The organism is Mesorhizobium sp. J18 (assembly GCF_007829525.1).
Classification (GTDB): Bacteria; Pseudomonadota; Alphaproteobacteria; order Rhizobiales; family Rhizobiaceae; genus VLJP01.
The window spans coordinates 40314-58035 of sequence record NZ_VLJP01000045.1 but is presented as its reverse complement, the minus strand read 5'-3'; the positions used below and the strand labels follow the sequence as shown (position 1 = coordinate 58035).

General features: G+C 61.6%; 17 protein-coding genes. 6 read left to right on the top strand and 11 right to left on the bottom strand.

Features of this window, described 5'->3' with window-relative positions:
• Nucleotides 1–136 precede the first annotated feature (136 nt).
• The 3 genes from L598_RS15520 (at nucleotide 137) to pnp (ending at nucleotide 4618) form a co-directional block, all read left to right on the top strand.
• Nucleotides 137–1753 carry a sensor histidine kinase gene (locus L598_RS15520; protein WP_246658777.1) on the top strand — a complete coding sequence of 539 codons (1617 nt, stop codon included), beginning with the start codon at nucleotides 137–139 and terminating at the stop codon, nucleotides 1751–1753.
• A 51-nt stretch (nucleotides 1754–1804) separates the two neighbouring features.
• On the top strand, nucleotides 1805–2179 hold the full coding sequence (gene rpsO / locus L598_RS15515; protein WP_281407404.1) for a 30S ribosomal protein S15: 375 nt from the start codon (nucleotides 1805–1807) through the stop codon (nucleotides 2177–2179).
• Between the two features lie 285 nt (nucleotides 2180–2464).
• Nucleotides 2465–4618 (top strand): polyribonucleotide nucleotidyltransferase, encoded by a 2154-nt coding sequence (pnp, locus tag L598_RS15510; RefSeq protein ID WP_144863950.1) that lies wholly within the window; start codon nucleotides 2465–2467, stop codon nucleotides 4616–4618.
• Between the two features lie 108 nt (nucleotides 4619–4726).
• On the opposite strand, the gene L598_RS15505 is transcribed toward pnp, so the two are convergent.
• On the bottom strand, nucleotides 4727–5842 hold the full coding sequence (locus L598_RS15505) for an alkene reductase (RefSeq protein WP_144863948.1): 1116 nt from the start codon (nucleotides 5840–5842) through the stop codon (nucleotides 4727–4729).
• A 29-nt stretch (nucleotides 5843–5871) separates the two neighbouring features.
• Nucleotides 5872–6162 carry a metalloregulator ArsR/SmtB family transcription factor gene (locus L598_RS15500; protein ID WP_144863946.1) on the bottom strand — a complete coding sequence of 97 codons (291 nt, stop codon included), beginning with the start codon at nucleotides 6160–6162 and terminating at the stop codon, nucleotides 5872–5874.
• A 201-nt stretch (nucleotides 6163–6363) separates the two neighbouring features.
• Between L598_RS15500 and L598_RS15495 the strand changes: the two genes are divergently transcribed.
• Nucleotides 6364–7380, top strand: coding sequence for a class I SAM-dependent methyltransferase (locus tag L598_RS15495; RefSeq protein ID WP_246658776.1), 1017 nt, complete (start codon nucleotides 6364–6366; stop codon nucleotides 7378–7380).
• 30 nt (nucleotides 7381–7410) lie between these two features.
• Here the strand turns inward: L598_RS15495 and fabI are convergent, their stop codons facing one another.
• Genes fabI through fabA form a run of 3 tightly spaced genes read right to left on the bottom strand, consistent with a single transcriptional unit; the run spans nucleotide 7411 to nucleotide 10027 of the window.
• Nucleotides 7411–8223, bottom strand: coding sequence for an enoyl-ACP reductase FabI (gene fabI, locus L598_RS15490; protein ID WP_144863944.1), 813 nt, complete (start codon nucleotides 8221–8223; stop codon nucleotides 7411–7413).
• A gap of 12 nt (nucleotides 8224–8235) precedes the next feature.
• Nucleotides 8236–9456, bottom strand: a complete 1221-nt coding sequence (fabB, locus tag L598_RS15485; protein ID WP_144863942.1) for a beta-ketoacyl-ACP synthase I — start codon at nucleotides 9454–9456, stop codon at nucleotides 8236–8238.
• Between the two features lie 55 nt (nucleotides 9457–9511).
• On the bottom strand, nucleotides 9512–10027 hold the full coding sequence (gene fabA / locus L598_RS15480; RefSeq protein WP_144863940.1) for a 3-hydroxyacyl-[acyl-carrier-protein] dehydratase FabA: 516 nt from the start codon (nucleotides 10025–10027) through the stop codon (nucleotides 9512–9514).
• Between the two features lie 242 nt (nucleotides 10028–10269).
• Between fabA and irrA the strand changes: the two genes are divergently transcribed.
• Complete coding sequence (gene irrA / locus L598_RS15475; protein WP_144863938.1) at nucleotides 10270–10704, top strand: iron response transcriptional regulator IrrA; 435 nt, start codon at nucleotides 10270–10272, stop codon at nucleotides 10702–10704.
• A 40-nt stretch (nucleotides 10705–10744) separates the two neighbouring features.
• Here the strand turns inward: irrA and L598_RS15470 are convergent, their stop codons facing one another.
• A complete protein-coding gene (locus tag L598_RS15470) occupies nucleotides 10745–11302 on the bottom strand; it encodes an SH3 domain-containing protein (RefSeq protein ID WP_144863937.1) in 558 nt (185 codons plus the stop codon).
• Nucleotides 11303–11472: 170 nt separating this feature from the next.
• On the opposite strand from L598_RS15470, the gene L598_RS15465 reads away from it, so the two are divergent.
• On the top strand, nucleotides 11473–12474 hold the full coding sequence (locus L598_RS15465; protein ID WP_144863935.1) for a D-glycerate dehydrogenase: 1002 nt from the start codon (nucleotides 11473–11475) through the stop codon (nucleotides 12472–12474).
• Between the two features lie 320 nt (nucleotides 12475–12794).
• Here the strand turns inward: L598_RS15465 and L598_RS15460 are convergent, their stop codons facing one another.
• From L598_RS15460 to dnaN, 5 genes are read right to left on the bottom strand one after another with little or no spacing between them, the layout of a single operon-like run.
• Nucleotides 12795–13208, bottom strand: a complete 414-nt coding sequence (locus L598_RS15460; protein ID WP_246658775.1) for a DUF126 domain-containing protein — start codon at nucleotides 13206–13208, stop codon at nucleotides 12795–12797.
• The gene (locus L598_RS15455) at nucleotides 13205–14461 is read right to left on the bottom strand and encodes an aconitase X catalytic domain-containing protein (protein ID WP_144863931.1); all 1257 of its coding nucleotides are present in this window, start codon (nucleotides 14459–14461) and stop codon (nucleotides 13205–13207) included. Before L598_RS15455 ends, L598_RS15460 begins: the two co-directional genes overlap by 4 nt.
• Nucleotides 14458–15237: a molybdopterin-synthase adenylyltransferase MoeB gene (locus L598_RS15450; RefSeq protein WP_144863929.1), complete on the bottom strand. Its 780-nt coding sequence runs from the start codon at nucleotides 15235–15237 to the stop codon at nucleotides 14458–14460. The genes L598_RS15455 and L598_RS15450 overlap by 4 nt, the downstream gene beginning before the upstream one ends.
• A gap of 31 nt (nucleotides 15238–15268) precedes the next feature.
• Complete coding sequence (recF, locus tag L598_RS15445) at nucleotides 15269–16444, bottom strand: DNA replication/repair protein RecF (RefSeq protein ID WP_246658774.1); 1176 nt, start codon at nucleotides 16442–16444, stop codon at nucleotides 15269–15271.
• 11 nt (nucleotides 16445–16455) lie between these two features.
• On the bottom strand, nucleotides 16456–17574 hold the full coding sequence (dnaN, locus tag L598_RS15440) for a DNA polymerase III subunit beta (RefSeq protein ID WP_144863927.1): 1119 nt from the start codon (nucleotides 17572–17574) through the stop codon (nucleotides 16456–16458).
• Nucleotides 17575–17722: the final 148 nt, after the last annotated feature.

Below are 17722 nucleotides of genomic sequence, written 5' to 3'. Positions count from 1 at the left end.
ATTTGGGTCGATGGTCATCGGCGAGACGAATGAAAATAGTGGCAGTGCCGCTAGGATAGGAAGCCGAGCCAGAGAGCTTAGCGCATGGCTCGGAAGGCCGAAACCTATCGGCTTCTATCTGTTTTTGCTGATATTCGTGACGTTGCTGCCCGCCATCGGCGTGTCACTCGTGCTGCTGGAGCGCAATAACGAGGCGCAACGCGAGGTGCTTACGACGCTCGCCGAAGCGACCGCCGGCTCGATTGCCGAAGGCGTTGATCGCGAATTGATCAGCATGGTGACGACATTGCGGGTGCTTTCCACCACGCCATCGCTGACGGAAGGGGACATAAAGGATTTCTATGAGCGCGCCCAATCGGCGCTGGCGGGGACAGGGGCATATCTTGTCCTGCTCGACGAGAAGCTCAATCAGCTTATGAATACGCGAGTGCCGCTCGGGGAGGAGCTCCCGGCGATCTCGGATCCAGGCTCCGCAAGTCATGCCTTCAAGACGCGCGGAACGGTCATTTCGGACATCGTGTATGACGAGACGGCGGAAAACTGGGTTTTCAACGTCATTCTCCCGCTAGGCACGGAAAACGGCCCGCCAAGGCTGCTGATCATGACGCGGAATGCGGAGGATCTCTCTCGTGCCCTGTCGGAGCAGAATTTGCGCGGTGGCTGGAACGCGTCGATCATCGATTCGAAAGGCGACGTTGTCGCATCGACCTTCATGTCCTCCAATATCGGCAAGCCGTTCTTCCTGCTGCCCGTCGATGGCCAGTCGCGGACCGGCTTCGGCGAGGCGAATTCCGGGGCCGACAAGCAGAGCTACGAAACGATCATCAAGGAATCGAACTACAGCGGCTGGAAGGCGGTGCTTTGGGCGCCGACGGCCAAGGTCGAGGCGCCCATGCGCCGTTCTCTTCGCGCGCTAGTTCTGGGAGGCCTGATCGTGCTCGCAATCGGTGCGGGAGCTGCGTGGCTGCTCGGCAGGCAGGTCGCCAAGCCGGTACGTCGTCTCGCGCGCGACGCCCGGCGCCTCGGTGCCGGCGAGCCGGTGACGGCAATGCCGTATCAGATTGCGGAGGTGGCGACAGTGTCCTCCGCCTTGGCCGAGGCCGCGGTCGACAGGAAGCGCGCGGAGAACGAGATCCGTCTGCTGATGCGCGAGGTGGCCCACCGCGCGAAGAATCAGCTTACGGTCGTTGCCTCCATTGCCAAGCAGTCGGCGCGCAATGCCCGCAGCTTCACGGCATTCCAGGACTCTTTCCAGAAGCGGATTCATGGTCTGGCGCGGTCGACGGACCTCCTGATCGCCGGCGGGGCGGCCGGGGTCGAGCTGCGGGAACTGCTTACCGCCCAAGTCGAACCCTTCAAGCCGGATGATCCCAAGCGGATGGAACTCTCGGGTCCGGCATTCCGCCTTTCGAACCAGGCGGCACAGACCATCGGCCTCGCAGTCCATGAACTCGCCACCAACGCCTCCAAATATGGCGCTTTCGCCAGTCACGAGGGCAGGCTTTCCCTTTCCTGGCGCATCAAGGACGATGTTCTGGAGATCATTTGGCGCGAATATGTCCCACGGCTCGGCAGGCGAAGCCGGAAACGAGGCTTCGGAACGGAGATCATCGAGCGCATGCTGGGCGGAATGCTCGACGCCGAAATCTCGCGCATATTCCATCGCAACGGCCTGGAATGCGTCATATCCATTCCGATCGGGCGTCTTCTGCCCGACGGACCGGAGCAGGGTGCTGCCTTGCGTGAATACTGAGCCTCGGCACTGCCGACATATTTATGCTGGCAATTGTCCACCGTTTCCATTATATGCGCGGCAGCATTGCGCTTGGCGCCATGCAATCCAGGCCCCCGCTGGACGACATCCCGGCCGTGGGCGTCCCATTTCCTCCACATGAGAAAGGAATGTCCGATGTCGATTACGGCAGAGCGCAAGCAGGAACTTTTGAAGGAATTCGCAACGGCCAAGGACGATACCGGTTCTCCGGAAGTCCAGGTCGCAATTCTTTCAGAGCGCATCAAAAATCTGACCGAGCATTTCAAGGACCACAAGAAGGACAATCACTCCCGTCGAGGTCTGCTCAAGCTCGTCTCGCAGCGCCGTCGCCTCCTTGACTATCTCAAGGGAAAGGATGAAGGCCGCTACCAGACGCTGATCGAGAAGCTCGGATTGCGTCGCTAGCATTTCGACCGGCGGGTCCAGCAAGGGCCCGCCGGTTGATCATTGGGCCGATGCCTGACGCGCCGGCCCACCGGTTCCGGGTAAGGAAAAGGGTTCAGTTCCGGAACCATTAATGGACAGGTCATGGGGCAGGATTGCAGGACGCTTGCGGCCGGCCACGCCCCCGGCAGATTGGTCAAGCCTCCTGTTGTCTTGCCCATGGCTCGTCCGCCAAACGAAGCTGGAGCGAAGGCGTTTCCGGCGTCACGGGATGTGGCGCGGGCCTTCGCCAAAGAAGGACAAGACATGTTCAAGCACCACAAAGTAGAGATCGAATGGGGCGGTCGTCCGCTCATCCTCGAAACGGGCAAGATAGCCCGCCAGGCAGACGGCGCCGTCCTGGCCACCTATGGCGAGAGCGTCGTGCTCGCGACAGTCGTTTCCGCCAAGGAACCGAAGCCGGGCATCGACTTCTTCCCCCTGACCGTCAACTATCAGGAAAAGACTTTCGCGGCCGGCAAGATCCCCGGCGGCTATTTCAAGCGCGAAGGCAGGCCGAGCGAAAAGGAGACCCTGGTCTCCCGCCTGATCGACCGCCCGATCCGTCCGCTTTTCGCCGATGGCTACAAGAATGACACTCAGGTCATCGTCACCGTCCTGCAGCACGACCTGGAGAACGACCCGGACATCCTGTCCATGGTCGCCGCCTCCGCGGCGCTGACGCTTTCGGGCGTTCCCTTCATGGGACCGATCGGCGGCGCCCGTGTCGGCTATATCGGCGGCGAATATGTGCTCAACCCGCATATAGACGAGATGCCGGAATCGAAGCTCGACCTGGTGGTCGCCGGCACGTCCGAGGCCGTGCTGATGGTCGAATCGGAAGCCCAGCAGCTCTCCGAAGAGATCATGCTCGGCGCAGTCATGTTCGGCCACAAGAGCTTCCAGCCAGTCATTGACGCCATCATCAAGCTCGCCGAGGTGGCGGCCAAGGAGCCGCGCGATCACCAGCCGGAAGACTATTCCGAACTCGAAGCCGAGATGCTCAAGCTCATCGAGGCCGACCTTCGCGCCGCCTACAAGAACACCGTCAAGCAGGAACGCTACGCGGCGGTCGATGAGGCCAAGGCCAAGGTGAAGGCGCATTTCCTGCCGGAGGGCGAGGAGAATCCGCGCTGGAACGCCGAGCAGGTCGCTGCGGTGTTCAAATCCCTGCAGGCGAAGATCGTCCGCTGGAACATCCTCGACACAGGCAGCCGCATCGACGGCCGCGACCTCGCGACCGTCCGCCCGATCGTGGCCGAAGTGGGCGTCCTGCCGCGCACGCATGGTTCCGCGCTGTTCACGCGCGGCGAGACCCAGGCGCTTGTGGTGGCGACGCTCGGAACCGGCGAGGACGAGCAGTACATCGACTCGCTCACCGGCACCTATAAGGAAACCTTCATGCTGCACTACAACTTCCCGCCCTATTCGGTCGGGGAGACGGGCCGCATGGGATCGCCGGGTCGCCGCGAGATCGGCCATGGCAAGCTTGCCTGGCGCGCCGTCCACCCGATGATGCCTGCGTCGGAGCAGTTTCCCTATACGCTTCGCGTGGTCTCCGAGATCACCGAGTCGAATGGCTCCTCGTCAATGGCGACCGTCTGCGGCACCTCGCTGGCGCTGATGGATGCCGGCGTTCCGCTCGCCAAGCCGGTCGCTGGCATCGCCATGGGCCTCATCAAGGAAGGCGAGCGTTTCGCGGTGCTTTCCGATATCCTCGGTGACGAGGACCATCTCGGCGATATGGATTTCAAGGTCGCAGGAACGGATAGCGGCATCACCTCGCTGCAGATGGACATCAAGATCGATGGTATCACCGAAGAGATCATGAAGGTCGCGCTGGAGCAGGCAAAGGACGGCCGCCTGCACATCCTCGGCGAAATGAGCAAGGCCATTTCCCAGAGCCGCGGCGAGCTCGGCGAGTTCGCCCCGCGCATCGAGGTCATGCACATCCCGACCGACAAGATCCGCGACGTGATCGGCACCGGAGGCAAAGTCATCCGCGAGATCGTGGAAAAGACCGGTGCCAAGATCAATATCGAGGACGACGGCACGGTGAAGATTGCTTCGTCCAACGCGAAGGAGATCGAGGCTGCCCGAAAGTGGATTCACACGATCGTGGCGGAACCGGAAGTGGGCGAGATCTATGAAGGCACGGTCGTCAAGACCGCCGATTTCGGTGCCTTCGTCAATTTCTTCGGTCCCCGGGACGGTCTGGTGCACATTTCCCAGCTCGCGCCCGAGCGCGTCCAGAAGACGACGGATGTCGTCAAGGAAGGCGACAAGGTCTGGGTCAAGCTCATGGGATTTGACGAGCGCGGCAAGGTTCGCCTCTCCATGAAGGTTGTAGACCAGGAGACCGGCAAGGAAATCGTGCACGAGAAGAAGCGCGAAGATGCCGAGGAAGAGGCGGAAGCCTGATCCGGGAGCATCGGGAGCCGGCCCCAAAAGAGCGGGCCCGGTTCGAAGAGAACAGATGATGAGGGCGCGGCCAAGGCCGCGCCCTTTTTCATTCCAAGCTTCGCAGAGCTATGCCGCGAATGGATAATCGATCAGCCCTTGCGCGCCGCCGCCATAGAAGGTTTCCTTCCGCGGCTCATTGAGCGGGAGCCCTTCCTTGAAGCGGCGCACCAGATCGGGATTGGCGATGAAAAGCTTGCCGAAGGCGACCATATCGGCATGACCGCTCGAAACTGCTTCCTCGGCGAGCTTCTGGTCGTAACCGTTGTTCACCATCCATGCGCCGGTTCCGCCCGCGTTTCGGTAGGCGGACTTGAAGGCCGCATAGTCGAACGGTTTTTCACCCTGCTGGAAGGCACGATCGCCACCCGTGGCGCCTTCGATGACATGAATATAGGCCAAACCGTAGGTGCCAAGCCCTGCCGCGACGTGCTCGAACAATGGCTGCGGGTCGGGATCGGAGGCATCATTGGCGGGCGTCACCGGCGAAAGCCGGATACCGACTCGGCCGCCACCTATTTCGTCGACGACCGCCTCGACGACCTCGAAAAGAAAACGCGTGCGATTCTCGATCGAGCCGCCATACTGATCCGTGCGGTGATTGCTGCCGGAGCGCAGGAACTGGTCGATCAGATAGCCGTTGGCGGCATGGAGTTCGATGCCGTCGAAGCCGGCCTCTTTCACCGCGGCGCGGGCGGCACGCCGATAGTCCTCAACGATGTCGGGGATTTCGCTGGCCTCGAGCGCGCGCGGCTCGGATGTCTCTGCGAAGGTGCCGGTGCCATCGGCGTTGACGAGATAAGTCTTCGATTTCGCCCGGATTGCCGAAGGGGCGACGGGTTTGCTTCCTCCGGGCTGCAGGCTTTCATGCGAAACACGCCCGACATGCCAGAGCTGGGTGACGATCTTGCCGCCCTCTGCGTGAACCGCATCGGTGACCTTGCGCCAGGCTGCGAGCTGTTCGGGCGCATAGAGACCAGGTACGTCGGCATAGCCCTGACCCTGTGGGCTGATGGCGGTTCCTTCCGTAATGATCAGACCTGCCGTGGCGCGTTGCGTATAGTAGGTTACGGAAAGCTCGGTCGGCACCGCATTGGGAGAACGGTTTCGGGTGAGAGGCGCCATGGCGAAGCGGTTGGCCACTTCGATATCGCCAATCCTGAAAGGGTCGAAAAGGGTAGTCATCAAAAAGCCTTTCACGTTGAGGGAGGAAGTCAGATGTCGTCCAGAGAGGAGCGGAAGGCAGCGATCGTGGCTTCGTCGCGCTTGTAGAAGACCCACTGCCCGACGCGCCTGCTGGTCAAGAGGCCTGCTTCCGTGAGCACGGCAAGATGGGCGGACACGGTCGATTGGGACAGCTTGCACTTCTCGAACTGGCCGGCACACACGCCCATTTCGAGGGGGTGCTCCTGTTCCTTGAAATGCTTCTCCGGCTCCTTGAGCCAGGCGAGCATGTCACGACGCACCGGATGCGCCAAAGCTTTGAGGATCGCGTCCTTGTCCATGGCCCCTCACATTGAAGCATTCCGATATATAAATCGCCAAGTAACGATATGAAGGGATATTGCGATCGTTTTCACTTTTGGCCTCGAAATTCCATTCCCTGCGCGCGGCGTCCTTCCCGCGAAGAACCCGCTTTGCCCGCTTGATTTCCGGCACATGAGCGAGAATGAAGCAGGCAATCGGCTCCAGACAGGGGGAAGTTCGTGACCGAAGGATATGCGAGAACGCTCTTTTATCCGTTCGAAGCCGGCATGCTGCCGCTTCCGGAACCGGCGGAGCGCGCCCTCGTCTTCAATCCTCCGCCCGGATTCCGTCCGCCACCAGGCTTTGTAGCCGACCTTGCCCTGGTTCAGGATTTCCGGCCGTATTTCCTCGATCTGGAAAGAGCGGGCTACCGGGTAGCACCGGAAGCCGGCGGTGACGGCTACGACCTGGTGCTAGTGCTGTGCGGGCGTCATCGCGGACAGAATGAGCGCTGGATCGGCGACGCTTTGCGGCGGGTGAAAGCCGGCGGGAGAGTGCTCGTCGCCGGCGGCAAGACGGAAGGGATCGCAAGCCTTCGCAAGCGTCTCGGCGCATTGCTGGAAATCGAAGGCCATGCCTCGAAGCACCATGGCGTCGTCATCTGGCTACAGCGACAGGAGGGACCCATAGATCTTTCGGTGCCGAAAACTGCGGATACGGGACTTGTCGGGGGAGCTTACGAGACGGCGCCCGGCATGTTCTCGCATGACCGGATCGATCCGGGTTCCCGGTTGCTCCTGGAGAACCTGCCGCTCGACATTGCGGGTCATGTGGCGGATTTCGGGGCCGGCTGGGGGTATCTGTCTGCCGAGGCGGCGGCACGTTTTACCGGCATAAAGGCCATCGACCTTTACGAGGCGCACTACGCTTCGCTCGAAGCGGCAAGGCGCAATGTTGCTGCGCGGCATCCCGATCTGCCGGCGCGTTATTTCTGGCACGATCTCCTGGCGGAACCGCTGAGCGAGCGCTACGACGCGATCGTCATGAATCCGCCCTTCCATCAGGGGCGGGCGGCCGCGCCGGATATCGGCAAAAACTTCATCAAGGCTGCTGCGGGAGCCCTGAGCCGGGGCGGACGGCTTTTCCTCGTCGCCAATAGCGGCCTTCCTTATGAGGAAACTTTGGCGGCCAGCTTCTCCGCCTATGGCGAAACCGTCCGGAACGCCGGTTTCAAGATCCTGTGGGGGAGGAAATAGCCAGGAGCCGTCATTTAAAGATGAACGCCCCTAATCCTGCCCCTCACCTGTGCGCTTCAACTCGTCCAGGACCGGCATGGAAACGATATTGTAGCCAGAATCCACATAGTGGATCTCGCCGGTCACTCCCGACGACAGGTCGGAGAGGAGGTAGAGAGCCGATCCGCCGATCTCGTCTATGGTGACGGTGCGGCGCAACGGCGAATTACGCTGCTGGTAGGAAAACATGTAGCGCGCATCGGAAATGCCTGCTCCGGCCAGTGTGCGCACGGGGCCCGCCGAAATGGCGTTCACCCTTATGCCACGTGGCCCGTAGTCGTTCGCCAGATAGCGCACGCTGGCCTCGAGCGCCGCCTTGGCAACACCCATGACATTGTAATTCGGCATGACGCGGACCGAGCCGGCATAGGTCATGGTGATCATGGAGCCGCCCTTGTCCATCAAGGCAGCGGCCTTGCGGGCGACTTCCGTGAAGGAATAGCAGGAGATCACCATGGTGCGGATGAAGTTTTCGCGCGTGGTATCCGCATATGGTCCCTTCAGTTCGTTGCGATCGGAGAAGCCGATAGCGTGGACGACGAAGTCGACCGATCCCCAGGCATCCTTGAGCGCATCGAACACGGCATCTATCGAGGCGCTGTCCTCGACGTCGCAAGGCAGGACAAGCGATGCGCCGACCTGATCCGCAAGCGGCTTCACGCGGCGCCCGAAGGCCTCGCCCTGATAGGTGAAGGCCAGTTCGGCGCCCTGGTCCGCCAGCTTCTTCGAGATGCCCCAGGCGATCGAATGGTCATTGGCGACCCCCATCACGAGGCCGCGCTTGCCCTTCATCAATCCATCCATGCGTAGAATATCCTATGCCGAATAACGCTGGAAGACGAGCGTCGCGTTTGTGCCGCCGAAACCGAAAGAGTTGGAAAGGACGGTGTCGATCCTGGCGTTGTCGATGCGCTTGCGCACGATGGGCACGCCCTCGAATTCGGGATCGAGTTCGTTGATATGGGCGCTCTCGCCGATAAAGCCTTCCTGCATCATCAGGATCGAGTAGATCGATTCCTGCACGCCGGCCGCGCCGAGCGAATGGCCGGTCAGCGATTTGGTCGATTGGATATGCGGGATTTTTTCGCCGAAGACTTCGCGGATAGCGCCGATTTCCTTGGAATCCCCGACCGGTGTCGAGGTGCCATGAGTGTTGATGTAATCGACGTCGCCATCGACCGTGGCCAGCGCCTGCCGCATGCAGCGCACCGCGCCTTCTCCGGACGGGGCGACCATATCGTAGCCGTCCGAGGTCGCGCCGTAGCCGACGATCTCGGCATAGATCTTTGCGCCGCGAGCCTTGGCATGTTCGAGCTCTTCGAGAACCAGCACGCCTGCACCGCCGGCGATGACAAAGCCATCGCGGTCGACGTCATAGGCGCGCGAGGCCTTTTCCGGCTGGTCGTTGAACTTGGAGGACATTGCACCCATTGCGTCGAACAGGTTCGACATGGTCCAGTCCAGATCCTCGTGTCCTCCAGCGAAGATCATGTCCTGCTTGCCCCACTGGATGAGCTCGTAGGCATTGCCGATGCAATGCGCCGAGGTGGAGCAGGCCGACGAGATGGAATAGTTCACGCCGTGGATCTTGAACCAGGTGGCGAGCGTCGCCGAGGCGGTGGAGGACATGGCCTTCGGCACGGCGAAGGGGCCGATGCGCTTCGGTGAGCCTTTTTCCCGGGTGGTGTCTGCGGCTTCCACGATCGTTCGCGTCGAAGGACCGCCGGACCCCATGATGATGCCCGTGCGCTCGTTGGTAATGTCCGCCTCGCCAAGACCGGCATCGGCGATGGCCTGTTCCATGGCCACGTGATTCCAGGCTCCGCCCTTGGATAGGAAGCGGAGAGCGCGGCGGTCGACGATCTCGGTCGGGTCGAGAGTCGGTGCTCCCCAGACCTGGCAGCGGAAGCCGTTATCGGCGAAATCCTGAGCGAAGCTGATGCCCGATCTGGCATCGCGCAGCGAAGCGGCGACTTCCTGCGCATTGTTTCCGATGGAGGATACGATGCCGATGCCGGTGACTACGACGCGTCTCATATAGCACTCCTGGGCCGGCGGATGCCGGCGATCCGTATTGGATTATCGATGGTCCTCAAGCCGCTTCCTGCTTCGCCAGGCCCACCCGGAGGTCGGAAGCCTTGTAGATGGGCTCGCCGTCCGCCTTCAGCCAGCCGTCGGCGATGCCGAGAACGAGTCTGCCACGCATGACGCGCTTGAAATCGACACCATATTCCACTTTCTTGACAGAAGGGGTGACCATGCCCTTGAATTTTACCTCGCCGGTCGACAGGGCCATGCCTTTGCCGGGCTCGCCCAGCCAGCCAAGGAAGAAGCCGGTCATCTGCCACATGGCATCAAGACCGAGGCAGCCCGGCATGACCGGATTGCCGATGAAATGGCAGGCGAAGAACCACAGATCCGGCTTTACATCCAGTTCGGCGCGAATGAAGCCTTTGCCGAATTCCCCGCCTTCGGCGCTGATTTCCGTGATGCGATCGAACATGAGCATCGGCGGATAAGGCAGTTGTGCATTCCCCGGGCCGAATAGCTCGCCGCGGGCGCATGCCAGAAGGTCCTCGTAGTCATAGCTGGATTTTGCTTGCGCCATATATTCCAATCCCGTTCACCGCCCCTCACGGCCGGTTCGTTTTTCCGAGCCCTCCCTATCACAGCTTGTTTCTTCGTGGAAACCGCTTGAATGCCGTTATCCCATATACGGTAGAGAGGGCGCAGGTCCCTGTTTTGAGCTGCTATTGATCGGTATGGCGCGAAAGAATATATGTCAAAGGAAGTCTATGCGCATCGAGCGCGGCAAAAAACACGTTCGAAAACGGATCAGGAACAGCTTAATTGAAGGCTGCGACCCATAACAGGCAACCATCAAACCTTGAAAAGCGCGTACGCGCTGCCGGTCTGCGACCGACCCGTCAAAGGGTGGTGCTGGCAGAGCTGCTCTATGCGGCGGGCGATAGGCATATTTCGGCCGAAGAGCTGCATGAGGAGGCGCTCGCCGCCGGGTACCGCGTTTCGCTAGCTACCGTCTACAACACCCTGCACCAGTTCACCGAAGCGGGGATGCTGCGAATCCTCCCGGTGGAAGGCGCCAAGACCTATTTCGACACCAACACCTCGGACCACCATCACTTCTTCCTGGAGCATGAGAACCGGCTCGTGGACATCATCGACGGTCAGGTGACGGTCAACAATCTGCCCGAACCGCCGGAGGGGATGGAAATCGCCAATGTCGATATCGTTGTGAGGCTGAAGCCACGCGGTTCAGGCTAGAACGGCAGCAACCGGCCGTCAGCCGCATTTAGGTTCTGCCTTAATCCTCGATCGTTTCTCCGGGATAGGCTCCCCAAATGAGCGACTGGCTGATCCAGCCCGCATGGCCGCCGAATTCCATTTCACACCAGTCGCCGTTGCACATCCTGATTGAGCCGATCGCACCCGGTTCCAATTTCGCTACCGTCCGGGAGCCTTCCTTCGGTTCCGACAACAATAGCATTGGGGCATCCTTGCCTTTGAACCAGGGAGCGGCGATGCCTGTCCGCCGGCCCGACAGGAGCGCCTGGTTGATCCAGCCTTCGGCTCCGTCGGGGTCGCGCACCTTGCGCCAGTTGTCATATTCCTGGATGACCTCCATCGGCAGTCCGGATTTGAGATACATCCAGTCGACGGCGTAGTTGACGCCGGGGCCGACGCGCATGTTCACGCGCCCGGATTTCAGGCTGACGAAGCGCGGCAACGGAAGCCCGCTTGGGCCGCGGGTCACGCCGGCGGCAGGATTGGCCAGTACTTCGGGAACGGCCGTGAGCGCCAGCATGGCGGCTCCGGCAAACAATGCGGCCAGCATCCGGCGGCGTGGCGCAAAAGGCGGCATTCTCGCGACTCCTGCCAGTATTCTCTCAGACCCTTGAATTGGGCCGGACAGCCCGTATTCCTTTTCTTCGCGCGCCGGTCTTGATACACAGGGCCGGGCGCCGATATCGGTTTGAACTATCGCCTGTCTTGGTTAAAGAGGTCTCAACAGGGACCGGATTCGAGGGAACTATGGCCGGCAGGAAGAAGCCTCTCGTCGTCATCACCCGTAAATTGCCGGACCAGATCGAGACGCGTATGCGCGAGCTTTTCGACGCACGCCTCAACCTGGACGACAGGCCCATGACACAGCCGGAGCTTGTCGCCGCGGTCAAGGAAGCCGATGTCCTCGTCCCGACGATCACCGACAAGATCGACGCCGCGCTGATCGAGCAGGCAGGCGGAAACCTCAAACTGATCGCCAATTTCGGCAATGGCGTCGAGCATATCGACGTGGCCGCTGCGGCCAAGCGAGGCATCACGGTCACCAATACGCCGAACGTCCTGACAGAGGACACGGCCGACATGACCATGGCGCTGATGCTGGCCGTCCCCCGGCGCCTCACCGAGGGGGCGAATGTGCTGCGCGGGGACGGGAAATGGGCAGGCTGGTCGCCCACCTGGATGCTCGGCCGACGCATCTGGGGAAAGCGGCTCGGCATCATCGGCATGGGGCGCATCGGGACCGCGGTCGCGCGCCGGGCGAAGGCTTTCGGCCTTTCGATCCACTATCACAACAGGCATCGCGTAAGCCCCGCGATAGAGGATGAACTGGAAGCCACTTATTGGGACAGCCTCGACCAGATGCTGGCGCGCATGGACATCATCTCGGTCAACTGCCCCTCGACCCCGGCCACATTCCACCTGCTTTCGGCGCGGCGGCTGGCCCTGCTGCAGCCGTCCGCCTATCTCGTCAATACGGCGCGCGGCGACATTGTCGACGAGGATGCGCTGATCCGCATGATCGAGACGGGAAAGCTTGCCGGTGCGGGTCTCGACGTATTCGAACACGAACCGGCGGTCAGCCCGAAGCTGGTGAAACTTGCCGAAAAGGGCAAGGTCGTCATCCTGCCGCATATGGGGTCGGCGACGATCGAAGGCCGCGTCGATATGGGCGAAAAGGTGCTGATCAATATCCGCACCTATTTCGACGGCCATCGTCCGCCGGACCGGGTGCTGCCGAACCGGATCTGAGGCATGGCTGCTTTAGAGCCGTTCATCTTCAAATGGAATCGTTTGAACGCCGGGATTTCATGTCCCGGCTAGGAGCGCTGGGCTAACGGTATGAGTACCGTTAGCCGCGCGCGACGCCGTCGGGGGCGCGAAAGACCAGATTGAAACGATTACGGTTGGTTCTTCAATATCAATGCTTCGGTTCCATTGCGGCTTGGCGGTCTTCTGCGCGCCGGCAATGTCGAAATCCTCGCACGATATTCATATCGCGCTGCGGTGTTCTCCTCGCCGGCGCGCAAAATCCCTGCCATCAAACCGCTTCCATCTAAAGATGAACGACTCTAGGCCGCGGCCCGGATCCCCGTTTGCGGGGAGACTTCGAGGCGTTTGCCGGAGAAGGCTGCATGGATGGCTCGGTCGAGCTTCAGTGCCGCCGGCGCTGGCCAGCCCATTTCCCGCGCCACGATCAGACCGAGAAGCAGGATCGCATCCGGTTCGTGCATGACGATCGCGGCAGGCGCGAGACCGGCACGGACCAGTTCCAGAAGCACGGCCGAAGCTGAGGATGAGCCGATTGTGCCGGGCAGGAAAAGCACGCGCCCGGCAATATTCTCGCCATGCTGCGGATGCTTGGGATCGGCGATCCGTCCTGTTTTTGGATCCACGCCGCCCCAGAAGCTGATGGGCGCGGTCAGGACCAGCGCCTCGCCGGCTGCGGCCGGACCCTCGACCAGAATTTCGCACGGGACCGTCACGCGGCATCTTCCATGAAGATAGGCCGGCCGGCGACGGCGCTCTCGACGCATTCCGCCAGGGAGCCGTAAAGCACCGAATAGCCGGTATTGGCGGGCGCATAATGGGCGAATTTGCCGGAATTCGTCATCAGCACGCCCTTGATGTCGGGCATGATCGGCGTGACGACGACACAGGTATCGGCAACGATAACGATTCCGGCATTTTCCAACGGTTTGCGCCGTCCATTGCGGTCCAATACTGAAAGCACATGCCGGCCTGTGCAGGCATATAGCGGCACGGCGAGCTGTCGGCCCGCCAGCAGCCGCTCCAGCCGGGTAAATTCCTCCAGCGACAGATGCGGGCTGCCGATGGCGACGGCATCGATTGCGGTCGGCCTTTCGACCGTCGAAAGCCGTGCCCTGGCTTCGGCCACCATTGCCGGCGTGACGACGATGCGGCACCTGGAGGCTGCCTCATGGAATTCGCCGGCATTCAGCCGCGCTTCCGGCGTGACGCCGGCGATATGGAAAAGCCCCACCGCTCCCGACGATGCGGCTGCGGCACCGAATGCCTTGAGAGCATCCTCGCCGGGATCGGCATCGATACCGGTCACCAGGCCGACAACATTGCCGATCTCGCGGCCATAGAGACTGCCGAGAACCGGCCATGCGATCTCGGTTGCGAGGAAAGAGCGCGGCAAGGCTGCGACATCGAAGGTAATCGAAGGCAAACGGTTTTCCGGTTTGTGCAGGCCGTAATCCGGCGCCTGCCCGGTGATTGCGCAGGCGATGTCGAGGAAATCTCCGTACCGGTTGGTACGCGCGCCGAGGATCGAGTTGCAGAAGACGACCGCATTGGATTCTCCCCACGCCACATCCGTACCGAATGCGGGCCGGTGCCCGACCTGATAGGGTGCGCAGGTCCATGTCGTCTCGCAGCCAAGCGCCCGATAGGCTTCCATCATGCGCCGCGCCATGGAGCGCTGCGGATCGGCCAGGCGGATTTGCGAGCAGCCGGTTAGATCGAGCGCGCCGACATTGAGGGTCGAGCGTATTGCGACCCTTGCGCCGCCCTTGACCAGTCTTTCGGCGAACAGCGTACCGGAATCGCCGTGATAGAGCGCGCCGTCGATATGGGCGGAAGCGATCGGAATAAGCCTCTCGGCTCCCATCAGACGCGCGGCTTCGGCGACGATGCGCATGGCGATTGCCGTGCCCGAGCCGTCGCGGCCCGATGCGATTGCCTGCTCCTCGGCTGTCAGCCGCACAGTCATCCGCGGTGCTTCCGGGCACTATAGCGCATGGTCTCGAACCGGGCCGAAAGAGCGTCGTAGAGAAGGATACGGCCGACCAGCGGCTCTCCGATGCCGGTGATCAGCTTGATTGCCTCCATGGCTTGCAGGGTGCCGATGACGCCTGTCAGCGCGCCGAGAATGCCGGCTTCGGCGCAGGAAGGCACGACTCCTTCCGGTGGAGCTTCGGGGAACAGGTCGCGATAGCTTGGCTGCGATGTTCCGTCGGGCCCGCTTTCATAGGGTTTGAGGACCGTGACCGATCCGTCGAAACGGCCGACGGCACCGGTCACAAGCGGCCGCGCTTCCGCCGCACAGGCGTCGGCGACCGCGTAGCGGGTCGCAAAATTGTCCGAACCGTCAACCACGAGGTCATAACGGGCCACCAGTGGGCCTGCATTTTCCCGGTCGAGCCGCAAATGATGCGGCTCCACCGTCACATGAGGATTGAGCCTTTCGATGGAGTTTCGCACGCTGTCGATCTTCAACATGCCGACCGAAGCCGTATCATGGATGATCTGACGCTGGAGGTTTGAAAGGGACACGGTATCGTCGTCGATGATACCGAGCGTGCCGATGCCTGCCGCTGCCAGATATTGCAGGACCGGCGCGCCGAGCCCGCCGGCACCGATAACCAGCACGCGGGCCCGCTTCAGCTTCTGCTGCCCCGCTCCGCCGATTTCAGGCAGCACGATATGGCGTGCATAGCGTTCCAATTCGTCGGCGGAGAGAGCGGCGAGGGATTCATGTTTGTTCATGGAGCAAAGATAAGGCGTGGCGGCGGATTTGTCAGTCCGGTGTGGGCAGGACGGTGCCGGACGAAACCGTCAGGAACTGCGCCCTGCCTAGCAGGCTGGAAAAGAGCGACGCCTCCGTCCCGGTCATGAAGGCCTGGCAGTTCAGCTCCTCGAGAATGTCGAAGAGGGCGGCCCGCCTTTCGGCATCGAAATGGGCGGCGATCTCATCGAGCAGCAGAACCGGGGCAGAACCGGTCAGTTCACCCGTGAGCCTGGCGTGAGCAAGCACGATACCCACAAGCAGAGCCTTCTGTTCGCCCGTCGAGCAGCTTGCGGCAGGCATGTCTTTCGGCCGGTGGCTCACCAGCAACTCGCTGCGATGCGGCCCTTCCAGAGTGCGTCCCGCGGCACGGTCGCGCCCGCGCCCAGCGCGCAATGCGGCACGAAAGTCCTCCTCCATATCGACCGCCGCGCGCGTGCCGACTGCCACCTCCAGCGGCCCCTCCACCGCCAAATCCGCCTTCGGGAAAGGGCTGTTGGCCAGACGGTCGGTCATCGCGCCCAAGAGCCTGATCATCTCGGCCCTTGCCGCCGCCAAGGCCACGCCGGTTTCCGCCATCTGCGTCTCGATCGCGTCGAACCATGCATCGTCACGCGATTCCTCCGCCAGCAGCCGGTTTCGCGAGCGCATGGCCCGTTCGTAGTCGGCGGCGCGGCGGCCATGTGCCGGGTCTATCGTGAGGACCAGACGATCGAGAAAACGGCGCCGGTCCGATGCGGGCCCGGTAAAAAGGGCATCCATGGCAGGCGTGATCCACATGACCCGAAGCCATTCGAGCATTTCGTCGGCTGATCTTGCGGTCGCGCCATTGATGCGCACCTTACGTCCGGTCTCCATGCCATCCGCGGATATGGCAGCCGTCCCGGTGCCGATTTCGGCTGTGCCGAAGGGGCCTTCGATCCGTGCGTGAACGGCAAAACCCGAAATGCTTCCGACGCGGGCGACGTCGCCATAGGCGGCGCGGCGCAAACCGCGGCCTGGCGTCAGGAAGGAAACAGCCTCCAGAAGATTGGTCTTGCCCGCGCCGTTCTCACCGGTCAATACCACTGCGCCGGCCCGCAGGTTCACGCTCAACTGCGCATAATTACGGAAGTCGCTGAGACTCAAGCGAGTCAGACGAACCTGAGCGGGCTTCTCGCTCCTTGCATTGGGCAGATCATCGACCAAGATGCCACTCGTCACACCCGCATAGGCATGAGCACATAGAGTACGCGTTCATCCGAGATATCCTGGATGAGCGTTGGCGACCCGGCATCGGCAAGCAGGAAACGTGCTTCGCTGCCAGAGAGCTGGCCGGCGACGTCGAGCAGATATTTCGCGTTGAAGCCGATCTCCAGCGGGTCCGCGTCGTAGTCGGCGGGGATTTCTTCGGTAGCGCTTCCGGAATCGGGATTGTTGACGGCCAACGTCACCTGCCCGTCGGCTATGGTGAGCTTCACGGCGCGGCCGCGTTCGGAGGAGATGGTCGAGACGCGATCGACCGCGGAAGCGAAGCTTTGCCGGTCGATTGTGAGCTTCTTGTCGTTGCCGACCGGAATGACACGCTGATAGTCAGGGAAGGTGCCGTCGATGAGCTTCGAGGTCAGCACCACGCTGCCGATGGTGAAGCGGATCTTGGTATCGGAAAGCTCCACCGTGACGGCCACATCCGGATCGTCCACCAGCTTCTGCAATTCACTGACCGTCTTGCGCGGAATGATGATGCCCGGCATGCCTTCTGAGCCGGCCGGCGCATCGATCTCGGCGCGGGCCAGGCGATGGCCGTCGGTCGCCACGGCGCGCAGCCGCAGGCCACCGCTTTCCTCATGCGTGTGCAGGAAGATGCCGTTGAGATAGTAACGGGTCTCCTCGGTGGAGATCGCGAATTGCGTCTTCTCGATCAGGCCCTTGAGGGCTGCCGATTCCATGCGGAAGATATGCGAGAAGCTGCCCGCCGAAAGCTCCGGAAAATCCGACTGCGGCAGGCACTGGAGGCGGAAGCTGGAACGGCCGGATATCACGGCCATGGAATGACCGTTTTCATCCATCTTCAGCATCACTTCCGCTCCATCGGGAAGCTTGCGGACGATATCGTAAAGAAGATGAGCCGGCACGGTCGTCGAGCCGCTCTGTTCGATATTGGCGGCGGTCGCTTCCGTGACCTCCAGATCGAGATCCGTCGCCTTCATCTCGAGGCTCGCACCATCCGCCGACAGGAGCACATTGGACAGGATCGGGATCGTATTGCGGCGTTCCACGACCCGGTGAACGTGGTTGAGCGATTTCAGGAGATTGGAACGTTCAAGAACAGCACGCATGACGGGTCGGTCTCGGTTGGACGGGATGGTTCTTTCCAGATATCGAATATACCTGAAACAGCCGCGAATGGGCTGGAATCCCGGCAAAATGACAGGATTTCACAAAAAATAGCAAGCCGCGAAGGCAGGTTTCATACCTTCGCAGGCG